At 62.6% G+C, this 23,221-nt stretch carries 24 protein-coding genes and 1 pseudogene; 8 read left to right on the plus strand and 17 right to left on the minus strand.

Translation table 11 applies throughout. From position 1 onward, the window contains the following. Positions 1 to 9: 9 nt before the first annotated feature. A complete protein-coding gene (locus tag M3I53_RS25375) occupies positions 10 to 981 on the minus strand; it encodes an alpha/beta hydrolase (protein ID WP_254318587.1) in 972 nt (323 codons plus the stop codon). Between the two features lie 120 nt (positions 982 to 1,101). Then, a complete protein-coding gene (locus M3I53_RS25380; protein WP_254318588.1) occupies positions 1,102 to 1,566 on the minus strand; it encodes a hypothetical protein in 465 nt (154 codons plus the stop codon). Between the two features lie 47 nt (positions 1,567 to 1,613). Between M3I53_RS25380 and M3I53_RS25385 the strand changes: the two genes are divergently transcribed. After that, positions 1,614 to 2,141: a hypothetical protein gene (locus tag M3I53_RS25385; RefSeq protein ID WP_254318589.1), complete on the plus strand. Its 528-nt coding sequence runs from the start codon at positions 1,614 to 1,616 to the stop codon at positions 2,139 to 2,141. A 188-nt stretch (positions 2,142 to 2,329) separates the two neighbouring features. On the opposite strand, the pseudogene flhC reads toward M3I53_RS25385, so the two are convergent. After that, a pseudogene (gene flhC, locus M3I53_RS25390) lies at positions 2,330 to 2,857 on the minus strand (flagellar transcriptional regulator FlhC); the annotation flags it as partial. Between the two features lie 50 nt (positions 2,858 to 2,907). On the opposite strand from flhC, the gene M3I53_RS25395 reads away from it, so the two are divergent. After that, positions 2,908 to 3,072, plus strand: a complete 165-nt coding sequence (locus tag M3I53_RS25395) for a hypothetical protein (RefSeq protein WP_254318591.1) — start codon at positions 2,908 to 2,910, stop codon at positions 3,070 to 3,072. Positions 3,073 to 3,284: 212 nt separating this feature from the next. Next, complete coding sequence (locus M3I53_RS25400; protein ID WP_254318592.1) at positions 3,285 to 4,217, plus strand: tyrosine-protein phosphatase; 933 nt, start codon at positions 3,285 to 3,287, stop codon at positions 4,215 to 4,217. 40 nt (positions 4,218 to 4,257) lie between these two features. Here the strand turns inward: M3I53_RS25400 and M3I53_RS25405 are convergent, their stop codons facing one another. The 3 genes from M3I53_RS25405 to M3I53_RS25415 form a co-directional block, all read right to left on the minus strand. Further along, positions 4,258 to 5,571 (minus strand): ATP-binding protein, encoded by a 1,314-nt coding sequence (locus M3I53_RS25405; protein WP_254318593.1) that lies wholly within the window; start codon positions 5,569 to 5,571, stop codon positions 4,258 to 4,260. Between the two features lie 4 nt (positions 5,572 to 5,575). Continuing rightward, positions 5,576 to 6,343: a response regulator gene (locus tag M3I53_RS25410; RefSeq protein WP_254318594.1), complete on the minus strand. Its 768-nt coding sequence runs from the start codon at positions 6,341 to 6,343 to the stop codon at positions 5,576 to 5,578. A 78-nt stretch (positions 6,344 to 6,421) separates the two neighbouring features. Next, positions 6,422 to 7,354, minus strand: coding sequence for a lysozyme inhibitor LprI family protein (locus M3I53_RS25415; RefSeq protein ID WP_254318595.1), 933 nt, complete (start codon positions 7,352 to 7,354; stop codon positions 6,422 to 6,424). A 429-nt stretch (positions 7,355 to 7,783) separates the two neighbouring features. Here M3I53_RS25415 and M3I53_RS25420 point away from each other — a divergent pair, with 429 nt between their 5' ends. Both M3I53_RS25420 and M3I53_RS25425 read left to right on the plus strand, forming a co-directional pair. Beyond that, positions 7,784 to 8,383, plus strand: a complete 600-nt coding sequence (locus tag M3I53_RS25420) for a hypothetical protein (RefSeq protein WP_302057839.1) — start codon at positions 7,784 to 7,786, stop codon at positions 8,381 to 8,383. An 84-nt stretch (positions 8,384 to 8,467) separates the two neighbouring features. Then, positions 8,468 to 9,286 carry a response regulator gene (locus tag M3I53_RS25425; RefSeq protein WP_254318597.1) on the plus strand — a complete coding sequence of 273 codons (819 nt, stop codon included), beginning with the start codon at positions 8,468 to 8,470 and terminating at the stop codon, positions 9,284 to 9,286. A gap of 649 nt (positions 9,287 to 9,935) precedes the next feature. On the opposite strand, the gene M3I53_RS25430 is transcribed toward M3I53_RS25425, so the two are convergent. Beyond that, entirely contained in the window at positions 9,936 to 10,586 is a 651-nt protein-coding gene (locus M3I53_RS25430) for a flagellar basal body L-ring protein FlgH (RefSeq protein ID WP_375542579.1), read from the minus strand. Here M3I53_RS25430 and M3I53_RS25435 point away from each other — a divergent pair. Further along, positions 10,513 to 10,683, plus strand: coding sequence for a hypothetical protein (locus M3I53_RS25435; RefSeq protein WP_254318599.1), 171 nt, complete (start codon positions 10,513 to 10,515; stop codon positions 10,681 to 10,683). The two genes, M3I53_RS25430 and M3I53_RS25435, sit on opposite strands and share 74 nt — an antisense overlap. Before the next feature lie 71 nt (positions 10,684 to 10,754). Here the strand turns inward: M3I53_RS25435 and M3I53_RS25440 are convergent, their stop codons facing one another. The 10 genes from M3I53_RS25440 to M3I53_RS25485 form a co-directional block, all read right to left on the minus strand. Further along, complete coding sequence (locus M3I53_RS25440) at positions 10,755 to 11,585, minus strand: hypothetical protein (protein WP_254318600.1); 831 nt, start codon at positions 11,583 to 11,585, stop codon at positions 10,755 to 10,757. Positions 11,586 to 11,599: 14 nt separating this feature from the next. Then, positions 11,600 to 11,845 carry a DUF6726 family protein gene (locus tag M3I53_RS25445; protein WP_375542578.1) on the minus strand — a complete coding sequence of 82 codons (246 nt, stop codon included), beginning with the start codon at positions 11,843 to 11,845 and terminating at the stop codon, positions 11,600 to 11,602. After that, positions 11,842 to 11,982 carry a hypothetical protein gene (locus tag M3I53_RS25450; RefSeq protein ID WP_254318601.1) on the minus strand — a complete coding sequence of 47 codons (141 nt, stop codon included), beginning with the start codon at positions 11,980 to 11,982 and terminating at the stop codon, positions 11,842 to 11,844. Before M3I53_RS25450 ends, M3I53_RS25445 begins: the two co-directional genes overlap by 4 nt. A gap of 434 nt (positions 11,983 to 12,416) precedes the next feature. Then, positions 12,417 to 13,316 carry a hypothetical protein gene (locus tag M3I53_RS25455; RefSeq protein ID WP_254318602.1) on the minus strand — a complete coding sequence of 300 codons (900 nt, stop codon included), beginning with the start codon at positions 13,314 to 13,316 and terminating at the stop codon, positions 12,417 to 12,419. Between the two features lie 143 nt (positions 13,317 to 13,459). Beyond that, a complete protein-coding gene (locus M3I53_RS25460; protein WP_254318603.1) occupies positions 13,460 to 14,224 on the minus strand; it encodes a FadR/GntR family transcriptional regulator in 765 nt (254 codons plus the stop codon). A gap of 17 nt (positions 14,225 to 14,241) precedes the next feature. Beyond that, positions 14,242 to 15,753: an alpha-N-arabinofuranosidase gene (locus M3I53_RS25465; protein ID WP_254318604.1), complete on the minus strand. Its 1,512-nt coding sequence runs from the start codon at positions 15,751 to 15,753 to the stop codon at positions 14,242 to 14,244. A gap of 73 nt (positions 15,754 to 15,826) precedes the next feature. Then, positions 15,827 to 17,158 (minus strand): extracellular solute-binding protein, encoded by a 1,332-nt coding sequence (locus M3I53_RS25470; RefSeq protein WP_254318605.1) that lies wholly within the window; start codon positions 17,156 to 17,158, stop codon positions 15,827 to 15,829. Positions 17,159 to 17,283: 125 nt separating this feature from the next. Next, complete coding sequence (locus tag M3I53_RS25475; RefSeq protein ID WP_254318606.1) at positions 17,284 to 18,147, minus strand: carbohydrate ABC transporter permease; 864 nt, start codon at positions 18,145 to 18,147, stop codon at positions 17,284 to 17,286. Further along, complete coding sequence (locus M3I53_RS25480; RefSeq protein ID WP_254318607.1) at positions 18,144 to 18,977, minus strand: carbohydrate ABC transporter permease; 834 nt, start codon at positions 18,975 to 18,977, stop codon at positions 18,144 to 18,146. The genes M3I53_RS25475 and M3I53_RS25480 overlap by 4 nt, the downstream gene beginning before the upstream one ends. Before the next feature lie 81 nt (positions 18,978 to 19,058). Beyond that, positions 19,059 to 20,147, minus strand: a complete 1,089-nt coding sequence (locus M3I53_RS25485; protein WP_254318608.1) for a sn-glycerol-3-phosphate ABC transporter ATP-binding protein UgpC — start codon at positions 20,145 to 20,147, stop codon at positions 19,059 to 19,061. A gap of 783 nt (positions 20,148 to 20,930) precedes the next feature. Here M3I53_RS25485 and M3I53_RS25490 point away from each other — a divergent pair. Both M3I53_RS25490 and M3I53_RS25495 read left to right on the plus strand, forming a co-directional pair. Continuing rightward, complete coding sequence (locus tag M3I53_RS25490) at positions 20,931 to 22,439, plus strand: cytochrome C (protein WP_254318609.1); 1,509 nt, start codon at positions 20,931 to 20,933, stop codon at positions 22,437 to 22,439. Between the two features lie 61 nt (positions 22,440 to 22,500). Next, positions 22,501 to 23,172: a cytochrome c gene (locus tag M3I53_RS25495; RefSeq protein ID WP_254318610.1), complete on the plus strand. Its 672-nt coding sequence runs from the start codon at positions 22,501 to 22,503 to the stop codon at positions 23,170 to 23,172. Positions 23,173 to 23,221 lie beyond the last annotated feature (49 nt).

Here is a 23,221-nt window from a genome sequence, read left to right on the forward strand (position 1 = left end):
TTATGTGCTTTATGCCTTCACGCAGCCTATGATCGTGTCGATTGCAGTGGCATCGAGTGTCAAGCCGATGTGCCCAACGCCGGGCACGATCGTGACCGGCACGTGTGCGCCCGCTTCCTCGAACGCCGCCGCGTATTCGTGGGCGAGAAAAACTTCGTCGTCGGCGCCGGCCAGCACGTGCAGCGGCTGCTGCGCGCCACGTATGTCCGCGCGGTAGTCGTCGTGCGGGCGGAAATTCCGCATCAGGTTGAACGAATACTGCGGCGTGAGCTCGTCGCGGACCTCGGGCGCGAGCGCATAGGCGATCGTCGGCAGATGATTGAAGACGCGGATGCGCAGTCCGTTGAGCATGGCGAGCACGATGAGGCGCGGTATGCCGACCGACACCCAGCCGCCGACCTCATTGCGCGTGGTGCGCGCCTTATGGTGCAGGAAGGGCGCGAGCAGCACGTAACGCTCGAACAGACGCTGACGTGCGTCGCCTGCAAAGCGCAGCGCAAAGCCGCCGCCCGACGAGAAACCGATCAGCGTTCTGTGCAGCGCGGCCAGCTCGTCCGGGAGTGCGGCGAGCAGATCTTCGAGGTCGTCTTCGAGCTGGCCGATGTAGGCAATCGTGCCCTTGCGTCCTGATTCCCCGTGGCCGCGCATATCGGGCACGCAGGCCGCGTAGCCCGCGGCGGCGAACTGGCGCGCAAGCGGGTGAAGGCTCGCGCTGCTTGCCGACGATCCGTGGATGAGCACGACACACGCTTGCGGCGCGCCCGCCTGCGGCAGGTAGGCGCGCCACGCGAGCGACGCCCCGTCTCGCGCCGTATAACGGCACAATGCATGAAGGTCGGAAAAGTCGACCTCCTTGAACGGCGCGTTGATCGATTCGAGCGGCGCGGGCTGCCTGGGGCCGCCCTTGACGAGCGCGACGGCCGCGGCAGCGATGGCGGCGAGCGGAACGGCTTGCGAAGCGGCAACGGCGCTGAGAGCCATGGGTGGACCTCGTGTAAGTTATGGGTTGAAGGTCTTGCCGGCAGTGATAATAGCCGAACTTTCCCCCCATATCATTGGGTCTCCGAAACATTATGCGCGCCGGATTGCGGCGCAGCGCACTCAGATAAACAGCGAAATGATGCCGCCCAGTGTAATGCCCGCCGCGATCCAACGCCCAAACGTATAGGTGTGGTTCGGGTCGGCGGGCGCGTCGGGACGCTCGAGGCCTAGCGCGCCATAGACGAGCGATTTCACGGGCTGCGCGTTGGCCGGCGTCGATGTCGCGTCGGTTGCGTCGCTCGTGTCGGTGGCATCGCCGGCATCGCTCGTGTCGCTCGCATCGGTTGCATCGCTCACGACGGCCGCGTCGTCACGGCTGTCCGCGGTACCGTCGGTCGATGCGGCCGCATAGCCTTGCGGCGAAATCTGCACGGCATCGTCCTGCGATGTGGACGGCGCGACATTCGTCGATGCGTCGCTCGACTGCGTGCCGTCCTGTTCTGCCTGGTCTGAAGCCGCGCCCGCACGGAGTGAGTTCGTGTTGGCGCTGCTGTTGGCGAACTGTGTCGCCGCCCCGATTTGCATGGTCGACTCCTTTCGACTTTCTTATGCCTGCAATATTCGCAGGTCCGATGCAGAAACGACTCACGAATAACGCAGAAAAATTCGCGATATTCCGCGGCCAATTCTTTTGCCCAGCCTGCGACAATATCGATGTCCGCAACGTCGTTTGCGTGTTGCCGCGCGACGAATACGTGATCCTCCCCACCCGTAAGAAGAAGTACGCCTCGACGTCGCATGTGGATGAAGTCTCTGCGCCTCACAAATCCGGTCACGTTTTCGAAGAGGCGAGCTTGAAGCGCCCGTCACGCCGCGAGATTTTCGAGGCGCTTTATCGCACGCACTATTTGCAAGTCCACACGCGCCTGCCCGATGCGCTCGAGCGCGATCAAAACGACGATTATTCGCACAGCGGCGCGCAGATCGCCTGGGAGATCTGGCAGGCCGCCCACTCACACGCCATCGAGCTGGCGGCGCAGCAATGCGAGCTTCGACAGAATCAGCACGCTCATCAGGACCACAAAGCAATCTGCCGGATTTGTGCGTGCGATATTCGCGCTCTGAAGGCGGATGCAGAGCGCGATGAGGATGTTACGTAGGAACGTGCCGCTTTAACCTAGACGGGAACCGAAGCGACGAGGCGCAGGCGGTTCGCGGAACGCTTTGGATCGAGAGCGCGCGTGACTTCGGCGAGCGTGGCGCGCATGGTGCCCGAGAGTTCGCCCAGCGCTGCTGCGGCGCGGCCTCGCGTGGCGGAGGTCGCCGCCGGGGTATTGGTTTGCGTCGTGCGGCTCGCGCGTGCGGCGCGCGTCATGCCGGCGCGCGCGGGCGGCATGCAAATGCAGCAGGCGGCGGGTTTGTGTGCGTCGCGCACGTGGCGCACGAAACGGCCGGAGCAAACAGTGCAGCTCGACAGCGTAAGCAGGCCGCCTTCGAAGAAGCGCAGCAGGGTCCACGCCCGGGTGAAGCTCAGCACGCGTTCGGTTTCGGCGCTCTCGCAGTGCTCGAGATAAAGGCGGTATGCACGCGTGAGGGCATCGAGCCGGCTGCATTTTGCTCTATCCGTAAGGAACAGATAGATGTTGTAGAAGAGCGACGCATGAATGTTCGGCAGCCACGTGAAATACCAGTCTGCCGAAAACGGCAGCATGCCCTTGGGCGGCGAAGCGTTCTTGAGTTCCCGATAAAGCCTGATCAAACGATTGCGCGAAAGCGTCAGTTCTTTTTCGAGCACAGGCATGCGTGCGCCCAGCTGAATCAACTCGATTGCGCGCAGCACTTCACGCGCTTCTTCGGTCACACTGCCTTTGTACATGACGTGGTACTCCGAGGGGCAGCGGATGACCGCCACGGTGGTACAGGCGAATGCCTGAATTCACGGGCGATTATAAAAGCGCGACAAAGAGCGTCAAGAATAATATTTGGAAAGAACTTGAAGGATCTATAAAGAAAATGCCTCGCGCAGCCGATATTCAGGCATGGCTTGAAACGGCAAATAAGCGCGTATTATCACGAGAATTACCTGTCTGATGTAAATGGAAAGGTGCAGTAAGAATATAAGTAGAAACCGACGAAGATATCGGTGCGCAATGCCCCGTGATTCGGAAAAAATTATTACGGTGTTTTGCGCTTTTACCTTTTCAGGCGCATCTGCCGGTAAACTGCGCCCTTTCCGAACGCATGCGACGCGACGTTGCAGCGGCCCGCGCGAACTGCGGGTTCCCTACATAAGCCGCCCACCGATGAATTTGCCTTTCTCCGCCTACACTTCTTCGTTCGCGCAGGCGCGTAAGCGTTTGCCCGTGGCCGCGACCGGCAACTTCAACCGCAGTGGCGGCGGCGCGCTCGACAACCCGCCGCGCCGCGCGCTGCTCAAGGGCACGGTGAGCCTGCTCGCGCTGAGCGGTTGCGCGAGCACGTTGTTGAGTGCGTGTGGCGGCGAATACACGGGAGGCGACGGCGCGCAGGATGCGCCCACGCCGGTGATCGGCTCCGTCGCGAACTTCCGCGATCTGGGCGGGGCTGCGCCTGGCTACTCGACGAGCGACGGCGCGCACGTGCGCCGCGCCTTGATTTACCGCTCCGACGCGCTCACGCCGAGCGCCGCCGACGCCGCGACGCTCGAGCGCATGGCGCTGTCCAACATCTACGATCTGCGCACGCCTGCTGAGATCGACGCGGCGCCGGACGTAACGCCTAGCACCGCCAGTTACCTCGCGCTCAATGTGCTGGGCACGCTCGAGCCGCCGTCGTTCGGGGGCATGCTGCCCGGCGAACTCGTTGCGGCGATGCAAATGCATTGGCGCACGCTCGTGACAGGCCGCACGCAATGCTCGATCTACGGCGCGCTGCTCGAACATATTGCGGATGCACCGGGGCCGCTGCTGATCACGGGTGGCACAGGCGTGGACGTGGCGGGCTGGGCGTGCGCCCTGTTGCTGCTGATCGCAAACGTGCCGCTCGAAATCATCGTGAAGGATTTCATGCTGACCGATGCGTGGCGCTCGACGGGTGTGGATTCGGCCAATCTGACGCCGCCCGTGCAGGCCAGCTATCTGCAGGCCGCGTTCGACGCGGTGCAGGGCAGCTACGGCGACCTCAACCGGTATCTCACCGCGGGTCTCGGCCTTGCGTCCGACACGGTGAATCGTGTGCGCGGCAGGCTCGTGGTCTGAGCGGCGCGCAGCGCTGAATCAACAGGTAATTCCAGCGGGCTTACACAGCGGCGCGTGCATCGGCCGGCAGCGCGATGCGCACGCGCAGCCCGCCTTCGGGGTGCTTGGACAGCTCGCAGCGGCCACCCTGATTACGCGTGAGGCGCGTCACGATGGCGAGACCCAGCCCGCAATGGCCTTCGCCGCCGCGCGCTTCGTCAAGGCGTACGAAGGGTTTGAGCGCTGCGGCCACGCGCTCGGGGGGGATGCCGGGGCCATGATCGCGCACTTCGACGATCCACTGCGCGCCTTCGCGGCGCGTGGCCATTTCCACGGGCGGCACGCCATGTTCGAGCGCATTATCGACGAGATTCGACACGAGCCGGTCGAGCAGCGTGCGCGGCAGCCTGAACGCCGAGCCTGCGCGCAGATCGAGCCTGAAGAGCGCATCGTCGTCGTCGCCGGCATCGGAAAAGAACTGCTCGCGCAACAGCGCATCGACTTCCACCTCGGGACCCGATTCGGGCCGCTGGCGGGCAAATTCCAGGAACTGCTGGACGATATCGTTCAGCGAATCGACTTCGCGGATGAGCTGTTCGCGCTCGCGCTCCGAGCCCATCATGCTCGCACGCAGCTTCAGACGTGTGAGCGGCGACTTCAGATCGTGAGCGACGCCCGCGAGCATGACGGCCTGATCGTCGTCGGCTTCGTTGAGCTGCTTCATCATGCCGTTGAACGAGCCGATCAGATCGCGCAATTCGCGCGGCCCGTGCTGCTTGACGGGCGCGGGACGATGGCCGGTGCCGAACGCTCGCGCGGCCTGGGCCACGAGGGAAAGCGGCCGCTGCATCTGCCACATGGCGAGCAGCGCGAGAAGCAGCGAGATGGCCAGCATCGAACCGAACAGCGGCAGCAGGTTGCGCGGCGGCGGCAGATCGACGGGCGCGACGATCCACGTGGGCTGGCCCGCAAAACGCACCCAGAGGGCTTCGCGATGGCGCAGGTCGGCGAGAATCTCGGTGCCGGGCGGCAAATCGCGCAGGAGCTGCTTGCGCAAGTCGGCAAGCGGCTCGCGCTTGGGCACCTCTAGCCGCACGTCGGCTGGCATGTTCCACGTGGGTACGAGATGCACGCGCAGGGCCGGCGCGAGGTCCATTTCGTTGGGGGGCGCGCTGGGCGCCGCGCTCGTCGCCGTACCGGGCGCCCCGCTGGTCGCGGCATGCAGCATGAGCAGCAGACCGCGCTCGAAGCCTTCCACTTCGTGGCGGCGCGGCTGCGGCGCGAACACGATGAACCAGCATGCCTGAATGGCGAACAGCAGGAGCGCGGACATCAGCGCCATGCGCCCGAACAGCGTATTCAACGGATTGTTCATGCCATTACGCGTTCGGGCTGCGGCCGCTGTCGTCTGCTGGTAGATAGTCGACGTCGCCTTCGATGCCGACCCCGCTCTGCGGCACGAACACGTAGCCCTTGCCGCGCAGGGTCTGCACGTAGCGCGGCTGCGCGGGATTGTCTTCGATCACGCGGCGCAGGCGCCAGACCGGTACGTCGAGGCTGCGCTCGTTGAATTCGAGGCCGTCTGCGTGGAGCAGGTCGTGAATCAGCACGCGTGAAAGCACGCGATACGGATGTTCCGTGAAAATCTTTAGGAGCACGAACTCACTGCTGCGCAGCGGCACGCGCTTGCCGTCGCGTTCGAGCGTGCGCGCCATGAAGTCGAGCTCGAAGGCGCCGAAGCGGTAGCGTTCGCGCGCCACGGGTGCGCCTGTGGGGCCGTGGCTGCGCCGGCGCAGCACGGTCTGGATACGCAGCAGCAATTCCTCGGGATCGAAGGGCTTGGCAACGTAGTCGTCCGCACCCAGCGTGAGACCCGCAATGCGGTCGGCCACCGCGCCGCGTGCGGAGGCGAAGATCACCGGAATGTCGTCACCTTGCGCGCGCAACGCGGCGAGGGCGCGCAAGCCGTCGGTGCGCGGCATCATGACGTCGAGCACGACGACCGATGGCCGCTCGCGTTGCAGCCGGGCGCCGAGGTGTGTGCCGTCGTGGAGGACCGAGGCCTCGAACCCGTTGGCCCGAAGAAAGCTGGAGAGGAGATCGCGCACGACCGGATCGTCGTCGACGATGAGAACGTGTGGACTCATCGGCGTATTTTATTTGATATCGACAACCGGCAGAACAGCGCGCGACCGCAGATTTCTTGCCGTAGCTTACATGGCCTCTTACTTCACGGCGACGGTGCCTTGCTCGACGGATGCCTGCGTAGCGTGCGCGGATTCCGTCGACGCGACGGATGCGCAGTTGAGTGCGCTCAAGCCCTGCTGTGCGTTCGTCTGGTCCGTCACCGGCTTCGCGGCTGCTTCGTTGGCCGCGGGGCTCGCGGGCTGCGCGGCCGGTGTATCGATGGAGGCCATGCCTGCCGCCTTGGCGAACGCCGAGTTGGCGCCAGCCATCTTCGCGGTCATCGCCGAGACGTCGCCCGTCGGTGCAGCATCCCTTTGGGGCAGGCGATGGGCGTGTGCTTGTGTCTGCGCGAGCCGCGTCTGGCGCGCGTCGGCGGCCACGCCGCTCGGCATCTTCTGCAAGTGCAGCGACGCATCGGCTTCGCTAGTCGCAACCTTCGCGCCCGCTTTACTCACACTTTTCGCGCTGTCCGCAGAAGATGCGGCCGCTGCGCTATCGTCCTTCGGCGCAGGTGGGATGCCGTGCATTTCGAGCACGGCGTCCTGTGCCGACGGGGCCAGGTGCTGGTCGACGACGCCTTCCTTCACGCGCCGCACGGCAGCCTGCTTGCCATGCTTGAGATCGCCTTCGAGTTCGGCGATGCGGCGGTCGTACCAGTCCGTCACGCACGCCTTGTCCTTGCAGTTGTGCTGGCGCCATTGCCACTGGCTCACGCGGTCGGCTTCGAGCGCCGTCGTGTCGGTGCTCGCGTCGAAGGCGCTGCGATAGAGCGCGGCCAGTTTGTCGTCGAGCGCGGAGAGCGTCGGATCGTTGCACACGATCCGCTCGGAAGCGGACGCGTTATGCGGGCAGTGAAAGCTTGCAGCATGCGCGAACGGCGAGCCAGCGAGCGACGCGAATAGCGCGATCGCAGCAGCGTTCAGGCCGCGCTTGAAGAAGGGGGCGCGACGGATTTTCGGTTCTCGGTTCATGGCAGCCAAGATGATGTTGAAATAGAAGAAAAAACAGGAACAGCGCGTGGCTCGTCCGGCGTCGCAAACGCGCGAGGCGCCGCAGTGAGAACCGCAGTGAGAACGATAGCGCGGCAGTGAATCCGCAATGTCTCACTCAGCGGGGAGAATGCAGGAGCACTTACGAAACATTACACGCGCACCGCGCGCGGTAATGAGCGAAGGTCGAAAAGCGCTTGTCGTGCGCGCCTCTGCGTCGAAAAGGCGCGCGCGAGCGTCGTTCAACCCCTTACCGAACGGTAGGTCTTTGAAGAAGTGGAAAGTGGCATTCAACATTGACCGATGTCCCGGCCATCGCGCGTACTGCTTTGCACCGATCATGCGTGGCGAGTCCTGCCGGGAACGTGTCATGTTCCGCGCAGCCCATCAACGCATCGGGTATCCGCTCCCATGCCACATGAAATCGTGTCATCCGTCAGCCGTGCGAGGACGCGCCCGGTGAAATTCGGCGCCGCGTGCGCCGTGACGCTCGCGCTCAACGGCTGCGCATGGACGCTCATCACCGCGGCCGATGCGACCGGCTCCGTGATTCAGGCGGGTTATGCGGTCGCGTCGAATTACTCTTCGCCAAAATTCGTGTCGGGGCGGCCGGTCAATCTCAGTTCGATCTGCATCGAGAACAATCCCATGGTCACGTCGGGAGACTTCGTGCCATCACTGCAGCTCGTGCTAGCGCAGCGCGGCGTGACTTCAGATGTTTACGGCGCAGGAACGGAGCCAGTGAGTTGTGAAGGACGGCTCGTGTATAACGCATCGATCGAATTCGGCAAGCCGACGTTCAGCGACGAAAGCCGGGCCTATCTTTCGACGATCAATCTGACGATTTTCATGCACAACCATATTGCCGTTACGGGGCGTTACGAAGTGCACGGCCTTGGCACCGACCGCTATTCGAGCGCGGCGGTGAAGCTCAAGGGGCTGTTGGACAGCATGGTGGTCGATCAGACTCAATTGGGCAATTCATTCCAGTCCGCTTCGAGCGACCAGTAAAACGGTCTCCCGCGCGAGGCGCGGGAAAGGATCGGTAAGGCTGCGGGCCTGTACCGGCTCGTTCTCGTCCCTTACGATTTACGCATGGCAAATAATATCTTTCTCGTCGACGACGATCCGGTCGTGCGCGACGTCACGGCCGAATACCTGCAGATGCGCGGCCTTACTGTCACGACGCTGCCTTCCGTGCGTGCGATGCAGGAGCGGCTGCGCTCAGAGCGCCCGCAGGTTGTCGTGCTCGATATCATGATGCCGGAAGTGGACGGCATCAGCGCGCTGCGCGCCTTGCGCGAAAGCGGCGACGACTTGCCGGTCATCATGCTCACCGCGCGCAACGAAGTGATCGACCGCGTGCTGGGCCTCGAATTCGGCGCCGACGACTATGTGGGCAAACCGTTCGATCCGGGCGAGCTGGTGGCGCGCATTCGTTCAGTCATGCGCCGGCGCAGCATATCGAACCTCACGGGTGCGCCGGAGAGCCGGGAATCGTTTCGCTTTGGCCCGTTTGAACTCGATTTTCGTTCGCGGGAGCTGTATCGCGACGAAGTTCGCATGCCGCTGCGTTCGAGCGAATTCGCGTTTCTCAAGCTGTTCGTCAATCACTCGATGACGATTCTTTCGCGCGAACGCATTATTGAAATCGTGTATGGGGAGGCTGGGCGGTATCGGAACCGTAGTCTCGATGTCGCGATCTGGCGTCTGCGGCGGCTTATTGAAACCGATCCTTCTGAGCCGCGGTATCTTCAGACGGTTTGGGGGCACGGGTATGTGTTTGTGCCCGATGGCGAGGTGGGGTTTGCCGAGCGGTTTGGTGAGCATGCCGCTCGGGAGCCGGCCGGTGAAGCCGGCAGTGAGTATGGGGATGAGTTTGAAGGTGAAACGGCCGAAGATGAGGATGACTGATTTTTCGGGCTCTGTTTTAAACCATTGGCATTTCCTTGTTTTCGCGTCGGTCTGCCTGGGTTGCCCCTGTGCAGGGCGGCACCTACTTTTCTTTGCAGCGGCAAAGAAAAGTAGGCAAAAGAAAGCCGCTCAAACCGCCAGCGCCTGCCACGGTTCACATCTCGCCGTATGGTGAATGGCTCCGGAGCGTCTGTCGCCACTCGCCCACAACCGGAGTGACAAGGCGCTCATCCTTCCGGCGGCGCTCCGCGCGCCGAAGGGCATAACCTGAAACAATCGGTGCGCATGCATTCGCCGAGGCTGACCGGCCCCTTGGTTTCCCCTGCAGACCCAGCCGCAGCGCGCGTAGCGAGCAGCGGGATGAATGAGCGCCTTGTCACTACCTTTGAAGGTGCGAGATGACAGACGCTCCGGAGCCATTCACCGTTAGCGGCGCGATGTGAACCGTGGCAGGCGCTAGCGGTTTGAGCGGCTTTCTTTGCCTCCTTTCTTTGCCGCGGCAAAGAAAGGAGGTGCCGCCCCGCACAGGGGCAACGCTAGCAGACCACCGCGAAAACAAGAAAACAAGAAAACAAGAAAACAAGAAAACAAGAAAACAAGAAAACAAGAAAACAAGAAAACAAGAAAACGCAAAAGCAAACAAGAAAACTCAAAACGTAAGCACACTCAGAAACATCCGCTGCAACCACCCGACGGTAGTCGCATCATTGAGCAACCCACGCCCCACCTGCTCGATCCGGGCATTAGCAATCTTCCCCGACTCAACGTAATTATCAGCCTCCACATCGTTAGGATTCACGATCCCGGAAAGCCGCAACCGTTGATGCTCACCGCTCATCGCGATGATCTTCTCCCCGGAGACCACCAGATTACCCGTTGGCGTCTTGCTGATGACCGTGACGGCCAGCGTGCCGGTCATGTCGCTCGAAAGCGTGTGACTGCCGCTGCCGTTGAACGAGGTCGAAGCCGAGCCGATATTGAACAGGCGCGCAAGTCGCGCCGCCGCGCCGGTCGACTGGTCGGCGGCCGTGGCCGTGATGTTGCTGTCGCGCTTCGCAGCCGCATTCGCGACATCGTTGCCGCTATAGGTTTCGGAAAGCCGGATCGTGAGCACGTCACCGATTCGCTGCGCACGCGGTGTTTCGTACAGCGAGATCGCGGTGCCCGACTGATAGATCGAGCCGCTGGTATTGACGTTCAGCAGCGGTTCCGCGAGCGGCGGCGTCATGGGCGTGTTGACGATCGACTCCGGCGTCGCGCAGCCAGCGAGCGCCGCGGCGAGCGATGCGCACAGCAACACACGCGGCAGACCTTTCAAACGAGTCGCGCGGCATGCGCTGGAAAATGAGGATTCCGATGGATTGAATGGCATGACGGAGGAGCAGGTGCAAAAGTGATTCATCGGATTTAGCGAATTCAGCGGCTTCGTCGAGTTCGCCGAGGCGGCGACGGATTGGCGTGCACCGTTTCAGCCTTCGTCGAACTGGCTCAGCTTGAGCGTCTTCTCGCTGCCTTTGGCGCGCAGCGTGGCCGGCTTGAGCAGGTAGGTGAGCGTCGCGCGCTGGCTGTCGGGCAGCAGGCAGATGGTGATCGTGCTCGATGCGTTCTCCCACACGAGCAGCGGCAGGGAAGACGCGCCAAGCACACGCGGCGCTCCGTAGCGCGAGGCGAGCAGGTTGCGCAGGTCGAATGCCGTTGTGGAGTCCACGACGAACGACATTTCATAAAGCCGCAGCGGGTCGCCGGCCGATGCGTGCGCAAAGCGCAGGATATGGTCCACCGCGGGCACGCCGTCCACGACGGCGCGCGAGGGCGTCCAGCCTTGCGCGGTGTGGTGCGCCCAACGGCAAGCGATCGTCTGGCTCGTGTAGCTCTTGACCATCATGCCCATGTCGCTGCCCGCGATGTCGGTCTCGCACAGCAGTTCGCTCTCGTGCGGCGTCGCGCGCACCATGTCCGTTTGCCGCAGCGCGCTCAGCGGCGTGCCGAGCACAATGCCGCGAAACGCAAAGGGCGAGTCATCCGCAACCGGAACGCGCGGACGGGTGCGAAATGCAACCGGCGCCGGTCGCCGCTTTTTCGCCGGCGGGGCGGGCGGTTTTGCTGCGTTTGCCTCAAGCACCGCGTTCGCGGTAATCACTGCGCTCGCCGCGCTCGGCGGGTTCGCCGGCGCGGGGGCCGGCGGCGCGACGTACGTTTGCACGCGCCCTTCGTAGTGAGTGTCCGCATACGCGGGCGAGAGCGGCGCGGCCAGGCATGCCGCGCTCAAAACGAATGCGATCAATGACGCCCGTTTCATCGGCTAAACCTCGATCAGTCGACCGCCGCCGCGCACGCGTCGAACGGCACGGCTGCGGGATGGCCGACCAGCGGCACGATCTTCAGCGTGGCCGATGCGACCCGGCATGGAAAGGCCGCCACGGCGCAGCCGTCGAGCGGCAGCGCCAGGCAGGCGAGGGCAATGGCCGACGCGGCGCGCACCCCATGCGTTGACAACCGTGGTGTCAGGCACATGGGCGAGCGCTGCGTCGACGGCTCCCGTGACAGCGAAGTGGTCATGCCGATGTGTTGATGTTGTGGCCGAGCGGACCGATCGGCGTGGCCGGATTCACGGTTTCCTGCTGCGGAAAGGGGTTGCCGGCGGTGCCTCCCGTGCTGGAGTTCCTGGTGTTGTGGTTTTCGCCCAGCGTCGTCAACGAAGACGTGTGCGCGATACTGCTCGAACCGATAGGGCTGGTCAGATGGGCCTCCTTGGCGCAATGGAACAAAAAAGGGGCGCGCCGAGAAGGGGGGAAGCGCGCCCCGCTTTACGCCGATCGGGGGCAATCGGCGTGCGGCGAGGCAAATCTTCGCTTCCAGAGCGGTTGCATGAAGCACGAATCAGCGTGGCCTTTGGGCAATCGCTTACGAGTCCTTCCAGGGGTATACGAATGGGCAAGTTTGAAAGGCGGGAAATCGGCGGGGGAACCGCTGGCGAGGCGCGGAACCGGACTGGAACCGAAGGAATGACGCAAACGAGATTTGCGCACGGGGTGTAAGGGGCGGGGAGGGCGATGAATCGGGCGCACGTTCCCAAGCTGCCAGGGTCGGCAGCCTGGGTAAAAGAGAAGGAAGGTTGAAGCAGGCGGCGTCAAACCCTCTTCATGCGCTCCCATCCGTGCCGCACGGCCGCCTTGAATCTTTCCCAGCCGTCTTCCGGGTAGCGCGACTCCCAATCCTCGCGGGCACTCGGCTCAATGCCTTGCCAGTCGTGTCCGCGATACCGTTCATCCTGGCCTAGCGTTGTGCCGTGCTCGTAGGCTGCGCAATATTCTTCGTAGGACATGCCGGAGTCTGCGTAGTTTGCGTCATAGTCTTTGCGGACTTCCGTCTCGTAGGATCTGTCGTCGAGTGGGGTGCCCATGACGGGATCGCCCACCAGGCCTCTCGCCGACGTCTGCGGCGCATCGCCCGCGCTCGAGGTTCGTTCGGGCTCTGTCGCTGCGTGCGTTGTGACCTGCTGCATGCCGCTGACTACAGTTGGCACTGCAGAAGAAAATGCGGACTGTCGTGTTTGGATGGCCGGTTCGGGCGACGTCTCGTGGAAATTGCCGCCCGCGCGAGCGGTACTCATGGAGGGTGCACTGCCGGACGACGCGTTGTGCCAGGCACGGCTGCGTTCCTCGATGTCCGCTGCGCCCGCGCTGCGCATCACTTCGCGCGCCAGATTCACCTGCATTTCGGAAACGTCCGCACTGACGACGGTTCCGCCTCGACGGATAAACTCCCGGTAATCTTCGGTCTCCGGCGGATATGCGCCGTGCGTGAAGAGCCGCGCGAACAAGCGTTCGAGCTGATCGAATACCGGCGTGCGTTGCTCAGTATCGCTGGCGCCCGGTGCATACACGCGCGGCCCTTTTTCCGCCGGAGCCTCGATCGACATCGAGTAAATGGCTATATCGGCTTGCGCGACGCCTGCGTCGCCTAGTGCCTTCTGCGCGGAACATGCGCTGGCATAGCTGTCGTAGACGCCCAATACGGTTTGCCTCATGACTGTCTCCCTTCGCTTTCGACGGGCGGTGCCGCCGCGTACGACGCCTCGGCGCAACGGTCATGCCCGACTGCGCGAACCGGCGATCCCGGCGATCTGGCACCCCGAGGGAAACGTCCCGATTCGGCGGGTCCAGGCGCTCGTCAAGGCGCGATCGTATAACGCAGAATTCGGTCGCGCGACTGCTCGAGCAGGCGCGTCATCGCAGCCGCCGCAGCGTCGGCTTCGCGCGCGACGATGTGCCGGCGCACGGCATCGTGCAGTTCGAGATCTTCGCTGGGCTTCGCGGCCTGGCGCTGCATCATCTCCGACGACACGCGCAGCGCGGCCTTGATGGCGTTGCCGATCGTGATGAACATGCCGTTCTGCGAGGCCGTGATGATGGCGAGATGGAACTCGAGGTTCGCGTCGGCAGCCGCGCGTATGTCCGAGGCGCCATGCTGGGCGGAGTGGCCATAAGCGCTGGCCAGTTCCAGGTAGCGGCGCTCGATGATCTGGAAGGTCTCCTCCTTGCCATGGCGCGCGGCGAGAAAGCTCGCGCGCGGCTCGAAGCAGATGCGCATTTCGAAGATGTCTTCGACGATCTTCGAGTCGAACTGCGCATTGAGGCGCCACGCGAGCACATCGCGGTCGAGCAGGTTCCAGTCGGAGAAGGGCAGGACACGTGTGCCGATCTTGGGCGAAACGGCAATGAGCCGTTTGCCCGCCAACTGCTTGATCGCTTCGCGCAGGGTGGTGCGGCTCACGCCGTACGCGCTGCACAGTTCGCTCTCGACCGGCAGCGCATCGCCGGGCGCGAACTCGCCCGAGACCACGCGCATGCCGATAATCTTGGCGATCTGCGTTGTTATATTGCCAACGATCGGTTCGCGCTCGAACATCACTTCCCCTTCATGGACGTCGTGCACAGCGTGTCCGTGCTGTGTTATCGGGCGGTCGTCACAATCACGTTCCACGAGCCCGGTTTGAGCTTCGCGCGCACGCGTTCCCCCTCGACCGACACGGCGCTGTTGACTGCCGGCGCCACCGTCGTCGGCGCCTCCACCGTGTTCACCGCTTTCATGTTGGCATGATACAACTGGAGCGCGTGATCGAGCGTACGTTCCTTGCCGAGTCCGCGCAGCTCGACATCGAGTTCCATTTCTTCGCTCAGGTGGCGGTTGAGCGCGAAGAGGGTCGTCGTGCCCGTGGCGCGATCGTCCACCACCGCCGCGCAAAGATAGGGGATCTCCGGAAAGGTTTCCGCTTCATAGGTGGGTGAATCGATCACCGCCTTGAGCACGCGGCCATGGCCGAATTTCGATGCCTGCGCGAACGGATGGAAGATGGTCTGGCGCCACGCACGGCCGCCTGGCTCCGTCATGATCGGCCCGATCACGTTGACGAGTTGCGCGAGACAGGCGGTTTTCACGCGGTCCGAATTGTTCATCATGGTGATGAGCGCACCGCCTACTACGAGCGCGTCCTCGTGGTTGTAAACCTCCTCGATGAGCCGCGGCGCCTCAGGCCAGCCCGGCTTGCGCAGATCGTTGATGGTGCGCGCCTTGTACCAGACATTCCATTCATCGAATGAAAGCATGATGCGCTTGGACGAATGCTTGCGCGCGGCCACGCTGTCCGCCACCGAAACGATTTCCTTGATGAACAGATCCATCACTTCGATGTTGCCGAAGAATTCCGCCGTCGAGTCGCGCCGGTTCTCGAAGTAAGTATGTAGCGAAATGAAATCGACCTGCTCGAAGCAATGGTCGAGCACGCGGTCCTCCCACATGCCGTACGTCGGCATTTCGTGCGTGGAGGAGCCGCACGCGGCGAGCTGGATGGTGGGATCGACCGAGCGCATGAGCTTGGCCGTTTCGAGCGCGGCGCGCCCGTATTCTTCGGCGGTCTTGCGGCAGATCTGCCACGGGCCATCCATTTCATTGCCGAGACACCAGAACTTGATGTCGTGAGGCTGTTCATAGCCGTGCTCGCGGCGCAGGTCGGAGAGCGCCGTGCCGCCCGGATGATTGCAATATTCGACGAAGCGGCGCGCCTCGTCGGGGCCGCGCGTGCCGAGGTTCACGCCGTACATGGGCTCGATGTCGAGCGAGCGGCACCATTCGATGAATTCGTTCGTGCCGAACTGGTTGGTTTCGGTCGAGTACCACGCAAGATCGAGGCGGCGCGGGCGCTTTTCGCGCGGGCCCACGCCGTCTTCCCAGTTGTAGCCAGAAAGAAAATTCCCGCCCGGGTAACGCACGATCGTCGGGCCGAGTTCGCGCGTGAGCGCCATCACGTCCTTGCGGTAGCCGCGCTCGTCGGCGTCCGGATGGCCGGGCTCGAAAATGCCGGTGTAGACGCAGCGGCCCATGTGCTCGACGAAGACGCCAAAGAGGCGCCGGTCGAGTTCGGAAATGACGAAGTCGCGATCGACGATGAGGCGGGAAGCGATCATGGTGTTCCTCTATCCATCCTGTAGCTATGTGAAGTGAGGCGGCCGCGCCGGGCGGCCTCGACCGCCAGCGGCGTTAGCGCGCGAGCAGGGCGTTGGTGCGTTCTTCGGCTTGCTTCTGCACGTCGGCGACCGACTTGCCGGTCGAGAGCATGTTGCTGATCTCTTCGCCCACGATCTGCTGGATCGCGAACTGGCGCGGCACCGTGTTCGGCAGCGCGTAACCGGTGGTCGATATCTCCTTGATTTCGGCGCGGTGCGGCAGCGCGTTGAACGTCGCGCTCGTGATGATCGACTGGCGCGCGGGCAGATGGCCGGTGCGGGCCCAGTCGCCGTCGTGGTCGTAAAGAAACTTGAGGAACACGAGCGCGGCGTGGCGGGTCTTTTCGTCCTTCGCGCCGCCCTTGAGCATGACCCACGAATGGCCGTCGGCCCACACCGCTTTCTTCTGATACAGATTCGGGAACGGCACCACGTCGTAGCCGTTGGCAAGCGGCGAGTCCGTTTTCTTCGCGAGATTCGTGAAGTCCTCGATCATCCACGTGCCGCACATGAGCACGCCCGCCTTGCCGTTTTCGAAGGCCTGGTTGGCCGCACCATAGTCGAGCCCCGGCGTGATCGCGGCCGCCTTCATGAGCTTGTCGTAGAGCGTTAGCGCATTGGTGGCGGCCGGCGTGTGCGTGTCGATCTTCGTCGGGCCATTGGGGAACAGCGTGCCGTTCTGCTGATAGACCCAGGTGTCGAACGTGCGCGTTTGCGCGGCCGACTCGTTGGCGATCGGCACCGCGAAGTAGGGCAGGCCCGTCTTGTCCTTGAACTGCTTCGCCTGCGCGAGCAATTCCTCGGGCGTCTTCGGCAGGATGGGCTTGCCGCTCGCGTCGACGAGTCCCGCCTTCTTGAACAGGTTCACGTTGATGTGCCAGAGCCACGAATGCGTGTCGAACGGCAGCGCATAGGTCTTGTCGCCGAACGTCACGGCGCGGTGGGCCTGGGGCGTGAAATCGCTCTTGTCCACGCCAACCGACTTGAAGCCGTCGTCGAGCGGCTCGACCAGATTACGCTTCACGTAGTCGCCCAGCACGGACTCGTGCATGACCGAGATGGTCGGCACGTCGCGGCTCAGAATGCGCGCGTCGATCTGCGTATAGTAGGGCGCCCACTCGATGATCTGCGGCTTGACGACGATGTCTTCCTTGTTCGTCGCGTTGAACTGGTTGACGAGCGTCGTGATGATGCCGCACTCGCCCGAGGCCTGACTCACGTCGTTGACCTTGCCGTATTCGGCGTCGCAGGCGCCGAAAAAGCGTGACAGCGTGATTTCCGTTTTCGCCTGGGCCGGCGCCGTCAAGGTCGCCGCGAGGCCGAGCGCAGCCAGCGTGAGTACGCTGCGCACCAACGATCTTCTCATGTCTCTCTCCTGTGCAAGACCCCGCTGGCGCGCTGTGCATGCGTTCTCAGTGGGTCATTTTGTGTGTACTGCGAATCAAGCGGGGATCAAGCGCGACCTGTCGAGGCGTGCTTCGAGGGCGCCGCCTACCGAACTGCGGTGCCGGCTACGGCCGCCACAATGTACTTCTGGAAGAACAGATACAGCACGAAGATTGGCAGGCCGGCGAAGACGGCCTGCGCCATGAGGTAGCCAATGCCCTCGGACTGCGCGAAATTGCCTTGCGTGGAGGCGAGGCCGATCGTCAGTGTGTACATCTCGGGCTTCGAGGCGGAAACGAGCGGCCAGAGATAGTCGTTCCACGCACTGAGAAACGTGAAGATGGCGAGCGTAGCCTGCGCGGGCAGCGAAAGCGGCAGCACGACGCGCCAGAACACCTTGAAGCGCGAGGCATTGTCGAGCAATGCGGCCTCCTCGATTTCGATGGGCACGGCCTTGAAGTACTGCGTCATGAGATACACGCCGAACGGCGAGGCAAGGCGAGGCAGGATCAGCGCCCCGTAGGTGTTGTGCCAGTCCAGCGTGGCGAAGATATGGTGCAGTGGAATCACGAGCGCCTGCTCGGGCACCGCGAGTCCGCAAAGGCAAAGCACATAGATATAGCGCTTGCCGGGAAACTCGGTGCGCGCGAAACCATAGCCGGCGAGCGAGGCAATCACGAGCGTGAGCAGCGTCTGCCCGATCGAAACGATGAGGCTGTTGACGAGCCATCCGCCCACCGCCGAGGTGTTGAGGATGTTCGTGTAGTTCTGCAGCGTGAAGGGCGGCGAAAAGAGCACGTCGGTGTGCTGTTCGAGAAACGCATTCGGCTTGAACGAGAGGCACAGCACCCAGACGAGCGGCGTGATCCAGAAAAGCGCGAGTACGACCACGGCGCCCAGCATCAGGCGGTCGCCCAGGCGGCCCGTCAGCGAGCCACGCGAGCGGGTTTCCAAAGCGAGCGTGCTCATGCCTTCTCCTTCTTGCGCAGAAGCCAGGCCTGCGCAACCACGCCAATCAGCATCAGCGCGAACAGCACCTGCGCCGCCGCTGCGGAATAGCCGAACGACCATTGGCGGAAGCCGGTTTCGTAGATGAATTGCACGAGCGGACGCGTCGAGTTGTTCGGGCCGCCGTCCGTGAGCAACTGGGCCTGGCCGAACAACTGAAACTGCAGCACCGCTTCGATCACCGCCACGAGCGCAACGGTGCGCCAGATCGAAGGCAGCGTGATCTTCGTGAACGTGCGCCAGCGCGAGGCGTTGTCGAGCGCCGCGGCCTCGTACAGCTCCTGGGGAATCTGCTGGAGCGCGGCCAGGAACAGCATCATCGGCAGGCCCATGATCCACCATATAGTGACGACGGCGATGGCGGGCAGCGCGGTGGCCTCGTGCATCAGCGGAACGAATTCCGGCAAATGGAGCGCGTGGCTCAGGTCGGCGAGCAGGCCGTTGCCGGGCATCATCACGAGTTTCCAGACCAGCGTGACGATTGTGACCGATAACACGGATGAGCCGAAAAAGAGCGCGCGCAGCGCGGCACCGAAGCGCCCGGGTCGATTCAGCACCAGCGCGAGCGCGAGACCGAGCAGCACGAATACAGGGACCGTGAGGATGACGAAATAGAACGTGTTACGCAGGGCTCCGCGGAAGATCGGGTCGAGGGTGAGATCGAGATAGTTGCGAATGCCGATGAACTCGCTCGTGCCCGCTAGCAGGTCCACGCGTTGCAGGCTGAGCCACCAGCCAAAGCACAACGGAACGATCAGCAACAGCACGTAGACGATCACGAACGGAAGCACGAACAGCGCGTTGGACCAGGGGCGCGCAGGTTGCGCCGCCGGCCCTCGCGCGTTTTCGGCATCCGCATGGCGAGCGAGCGGTTAGAGGCCATGCCAGGCCTTGCCGGTTTCATCGAATACATGCAGGTGCGCCGCGTCGAGACTCATGCGGATGGTGTCGCCAGTTTCGATTTCGAGTTCGCGTGCGCGCGGCAACTCGGCCACGAGCAATTGACCGTTGGGCATGCCTACATGCGCGAGCGAGCGGTCGCCCAACCGTTCGATGACTTCGGCGCGGCCGACCAGCGGCCCTTGCGGGTCCAGCAGCACGTGTTCGGCGCGCACGCCCAGCGTGAGCTTGCCTGCTGGCAGGCTCGCCGCGGCAATCGCGGTAGGTGCCTCCACGCCGTCGAACGGCAGAGCCACGATCAGCCGGCCGCCGTTGTCGCCCACGCGCTCGACATCGATGAAGTTCATGGCCGGCGTGCCGATGAAGCCCGCGACGAAGCGCGTGGCGGGGCGCCTGTAGATGTCGAGCGGTGCGCCGATCTGCTCGATGCGCCCGCGGTTCATGACGACGATGCGCGTGGCGAGCGTCATGGCTTCCACCTGATCGTGCGTGACGAACACCATGGTGGAATGCAGGCGCTGATGAATGCGCGCAAGTTCGAGGCGGGTGCGGGTGCGCAACGCGGCGTCGAGATTGGAGAGCGGCTCGTCGAAGAGAAAGGCTTCGGGCTCTTTGACGACGGCGCGGCCGATGGCGACACGCTGGCGCTGGCCGCCCGACAGCTGGGCGGGACGGCGCCGCAGCAGCGGGCCGAGTTCGAGCATTCGCGCCGCCTCGTTGATGCGCTGCTCGACTTCGCCCGCGCTTACGCCCGTATTGCGCAGGCCGAACGCCATGTTGTCGTACACGCTCATGTGCGGGTAGAGCGCGTAGTGCTGGAACACCATCGCCACGCCGCGCTTGCCCGGCGGCTGGTCGTTCACGCGCCGCTCGCCGATGCTGATCTGGCCGTCGCTCACGGCTTCTAGTCCGGCGATCATGCGCAACAAGGTGGATTTCCCGCAGCCCGAGGGACCGAGGAAGACAAGGAACTCACCGGATTGAATGTCGAGGTCGAGGCCGGTGATCACCTCGGTTTCGCCATACCGCTTCGTTACGCCGCTCAGTCGGATGCCCGTCACGGTGCCTCCTGTGGAGTAGTCTCGTACCGCCGCTTTTAGTGCGTTGATATTATGAAAAGATAGGCACCCTAACCCATTCGTGTAAACACTGATCGTCTGGTGTCCCAAATAACGGGTTTTATGCGCATTGGCTCGATGGGACGATTGTGCAGGATGAGACGGAGAGGATTGCCTGGCAATTACGTATCGCGAACGAGTGGGAGGTGCAATGCGTTAGCGAGGAAAAAAAATACCCGCACGAGGCGGGCAAGAGGTTTGAGGAGACACTAAGAGAGGGCGCGGCGGCGCCCTCAATGGAGACTGTAACGCGTACCGAGGCCGCCCACACCTATCAGAACGGGGAGGACGGCCGAGATGTCGGCGTGAGTGGCGAGGCAAAGCGGGAAAATCGGCTACGTGGCAATTGATTCGGGATGCGAATTATACAGTCAGTCGCGAACGTCAGGCGAAAGCGAAGCACGCCAACATTCGACACGATCTCGGGCCGCGCGGCCCGCCAATTCACGCCGCATGGGTTCGTATACGGGCAACCGGTTGCGTCGGGCGCCGGCGCCACGGTCTGGCGCCGGCTATCGGATCTTTCGGAACCCTTTCCATCGTGTTCCGCGCAACTCTTAGGGAATATTCGGGGCGCCTTCTCGTTTAAGCAGAACGCTAGTCGCGCTACGCGATGCATCGCGGCGGCTAGCTAGCCCCCTACCAAAAATAGAGGAGGTTGACCCATCGCGATTCTGATTGCGCGTTTGCACAATGCAGACGTCGCGTGCGTGAAAAGGGTTCATCGTGAACGGTTTCACCAGCTGGAGCCTGTCGCTCCTTGATCGCCGCGCAAACCGGAATACGGACTTCAGCGCCTACCGCCGATGCGATGCATTTTCTCGACGCGGCGCAGGAGTGGCAGCTATGACAAAGGTACTTGTCAGTCATGCAGCATTTCATCATTGGCTGTTCTGTGGCTGGGCACTTGCATTCGTGTTGCTGGCATTGTTGCCGGCGACTATCGCCCACGCGTTGCCGATCTTCGCGCGCCAAACCGGCCAGAGCTGTGTGGCTTGCCACGCCGGGGGACAATTTCCTGAGCTCACGCCTTATGGGCGAATGTTCAAGCTCACTGGCTATACGCTAGGTGAACGCACGATCCCGATTGCTGCAATGGCAATCGGCGATCTGAGCCAGACGCGAGTCAATACTGATTCGAGCGGCAACACCATCAACACCAAGAATGGTCTTCCGATATTCGACTTTGCGAGCATCTTTCTTGCGGGAAAGATCACCGACAAAATTGGGGCCTTTACCCAGTTTACCTACACGAACTACGACCATCAGAATGGCACAACGAACAAATGGGAAGGCCACTGGGCATCGGACAATACAGACTTCCGGTTCGTGGACCGGATTATGGGCGAAGCGAACGACCTTATCCTCGGAGTAACGCTGCACAACAATCCAACTGTGCAGGATGTCTGGAACTCCGCGCCGGCATGGGGTTACCCGTATATTTCGTCGACGATCAGTCCGGTTGCCAAAATCCCCAATCTTCCGGTGATCGAAGGCAGTCTCGCTACACAGGTGGCAGGCATCGGCGGCTACCTGTACTGGAACAAGACGGTCTACGCCGAACTGACTGCATACAGCACGGCCGATGGCATCTGGTCGTTCATGAGTCACGGTAACCGGGAAGGGAACGCGGCTCACCCGCAAATTTATCTGCGCGGTTACAACCCGTACGCGCGCATCGCCTTGACGCGAGAGTGGGGACCGCACAGCGCAATGGTCGGCGCGTTCCTGTTGAACGTGAACATCTATCCGAACGACTCCAACCAGTTCCCGATCTTCACGCAGGGCGTGACGCGCTTCCGCGATTACGGCGTGGACGCGCAGTACGAGTACCTGCTGGAGCCGCATACGATTACCGCGCAAGCTCGCTATGTGCTTGAGAACGTCCATGATCCGAACAATCTGGTCTTGGGCGACAGCACGTCGGGGAATCTCAACTCGTTGAGGATCAAGGCGTCGTATGTGTATCAGGCAAAGTACGGGTTCAGTCTTTCGTTCTTCAATACCACGGGTGGTCCAGACAGCACCGCCTACGCGGCCAGCGCGAATTTTCACCCGAACACGCAGGGGTGGACGCCGGAAATATTCTGGATACCGAATCAACGCATTCGGGTCGGTATTCAGTACACGCACTACACCAAGTTTCTTGGAGCGACGTCAAACTACGACGGCGCCGGGCGTAACGCGAGAGACAACGACACGCTTTTCATCTATCTGTGGGCTGCTTCATGGTGATGGCACGTGCGCCGTGAGAGTTGCAGAGGGCCGTAAAGGCTGCAACAAGGAGGTTGTTGCCATGAACAAAGTGACGCATATCATCTCCATCGGGATGCTGCTGGCCGGGACGGCATGTCAGGACCTCGAGCATTCGCGGCAGGTCGACAATCCGCAGGTGCGGGGAAAGACCATCGCCTTGCAGGTGTGCTCGAACTGCCATGGTGTGAACGGTGTGTCGGTGTCGCCTACGTTTCCGAAGCTCGCCGGGCAGCGCAAGGAATACCTGGTCGATCAACTGACGGACTTCAAGAGTCATTCGCGAGCCGACCCGAACGCGCAGCGTTTTATGTGGGGTTTCACCCATTTGACCGACGCGCAGATCGACGAGCTTGCGACGTACTTCTCGAGTCAACCCGTGATCCTCGGCGAAGCAAGCGATCTCGCGCTCATCAACGAAGGCAACGCGATCTATCATTCGGGCCTGCCCGACAAGGGTGTCGCGCCATGCATGGCGTGCCATGGCCAGCATGGCGAAGGGATGAATCAGTTTCCACGGCTTGCGGGCCAGCACGCGGACTACGTCATGAAGCAGCTCCAGGTCTTCCAGGGGACCGACTCCCGGCCTCGCGGCGCGGCCATGAAGGCTGTGTGCGCAAATATGTCGGATCGGGATATGCGTGCCGTCGCGGCGTATGTCGAGGCGTTTCCGCCGGAAGGGGAGGCGTCTGCCGGTCCCGCAGGCGATCGATGAGTAAACAGGCGCGCAGACACCGATGCGTCGACGTCATCATTGAACAGTG

The sequence above is a fragment of the Paraburkholderia sp. CNPSo 3272 genome, from assembly GCF_024206495.1.
Taxonomy (GTDB): domain Bacteria; phylum Pseudomonadota; class Gammaproteobacteria; order Burkholderiales; family Burkholderiaceae; genus Paraburkholderia.

Bases quoted from the DNA above. Each gene is read 5' to 3' on its own strand.
- M3I53_RS25375 (WP_254318587.1), bottom strand. From the start codon at position 981: ATGGCTCTCAGCGCCGTTGCCGCTTCGCAAGCCGTTCCGCTCGCCGCC.
- M3I53_RS25380 (WP_254318588.1), bottom strand. From the start codon at position 1,566: ATGCAAATCGGGGCGGCGACACAGTTCGCCAACAGCAGCGCCAACACG.
- M3I53_RS25385 (WP_254318589.1), top strand. From the start codon at position 1,614: ATGCAGAAACGACTCACGAATAACGCAGAAAAATTCGCGATATTCCGC.
- M3I53_RS25395 (WP_254318591.1), top strand. From the start codon at position 2,908: ATGCCTGAATTCACGGGCGATTATAAAAGCGCGACAAAGAGCGTCAAG.
- M3I53_RS25400 (WP_254318592.1), top strand. From the start codon at position 3,285: ATGAATTTGCCTTTCTCCGCCTACACTTCTTCGTTCGCGCAGGCGCGT.
- M3I53_RS25405 (WP_254318593.1), bottom strand. From the start codon at position 5,571: ATGAACAATCCGTTGAATACGCTGTTCGGGCGCATGGCGCTGATGTCC.
- M3I53_RS25410 (WP_254318594.1), bottom strand. From the start codon at position 6,343: ATGAGTCCACACGTTCTCATCGTCGACGACGATCCGGTCGTGCGCGAT.
- M3I53_RS25415 (WP_254318595.1), bottom strand. From the start codon at position 7,354: ATGAACCGAGAACCGAAAATCCGTCGCGCCCCCTTCTTCAAGCGCGGC.
- M3I53_RS25420 (WP_302057839.1), top strand. From the start codon at position 7,784: ATGCCACATGAAATCGTGTCATCCGTCAGCCGTGCGAGGACGCGCCCG.
- M3I53_RS25425 (WP_254318597.1), top strand. From the start codon at position 8,468: ATGGCAAATAATATCTTTCTCGTCGACGACGATCCGGTCGTGCGCGAC.
- M3I53_RS25435 (WP_254318599.1), top strand. From the start codon at position 10,513: ATGGGCGTGTTGACGATCGACTCCGGCGTCGCGCAGCCAGCGAGCGCC.
- M3I53_RS25440 (WP_254318600.1), bottom strand. From the start codon at position 11,585: ATGAAACGGGCGTCATTGATCGCATTCGTTTTGAGCGCGGCATGCCTG.
- M3I53_RS25445 (WP_375542578.1), bottom strand. From the start codon at position 11,845: ATGACCACTTCGCTGTCACGGGAGCCGTCGACGCAGCGCTCGCCCATG.
- M3I53_RS25455 (WP_254318602.1), bottom strand. From the start codon at position 13,316: ATGAGGCAAACCGTATTGGGCGTCTACGACAGCTATGCCAGCGCATGT.
- M3I53_RS25465 (WP_254318604.1), bottom strand. From the start codon at position 15,753: ATGATCGCTTCCCGCCTCATCGTCGATCGCGACTTCGTCATTTCCGAA.
- M3I53_RS25470 (WP_254318605.1), bottom strand. From the start codon at position 17,158: ATGAGAAGATCGTTGGTGCGCAGCGTACTCACGCTGGCTGCGCTCGGC.
- M3I53_RS25475 (WP_254318606.1), bottom strand. From the start codon at position 18,147: ATGAGCACGCTCGCTTTGGAAACCCGCTCGCGTGGCTCGCTGACGGGC.
- M3I53_RS25495 (WP_254318610.1), top strand. From the start codon at position 22,501: ATGAACAAAGTGACGCATATCATCTCCATCGGGATGCTGCTGGCCGGG.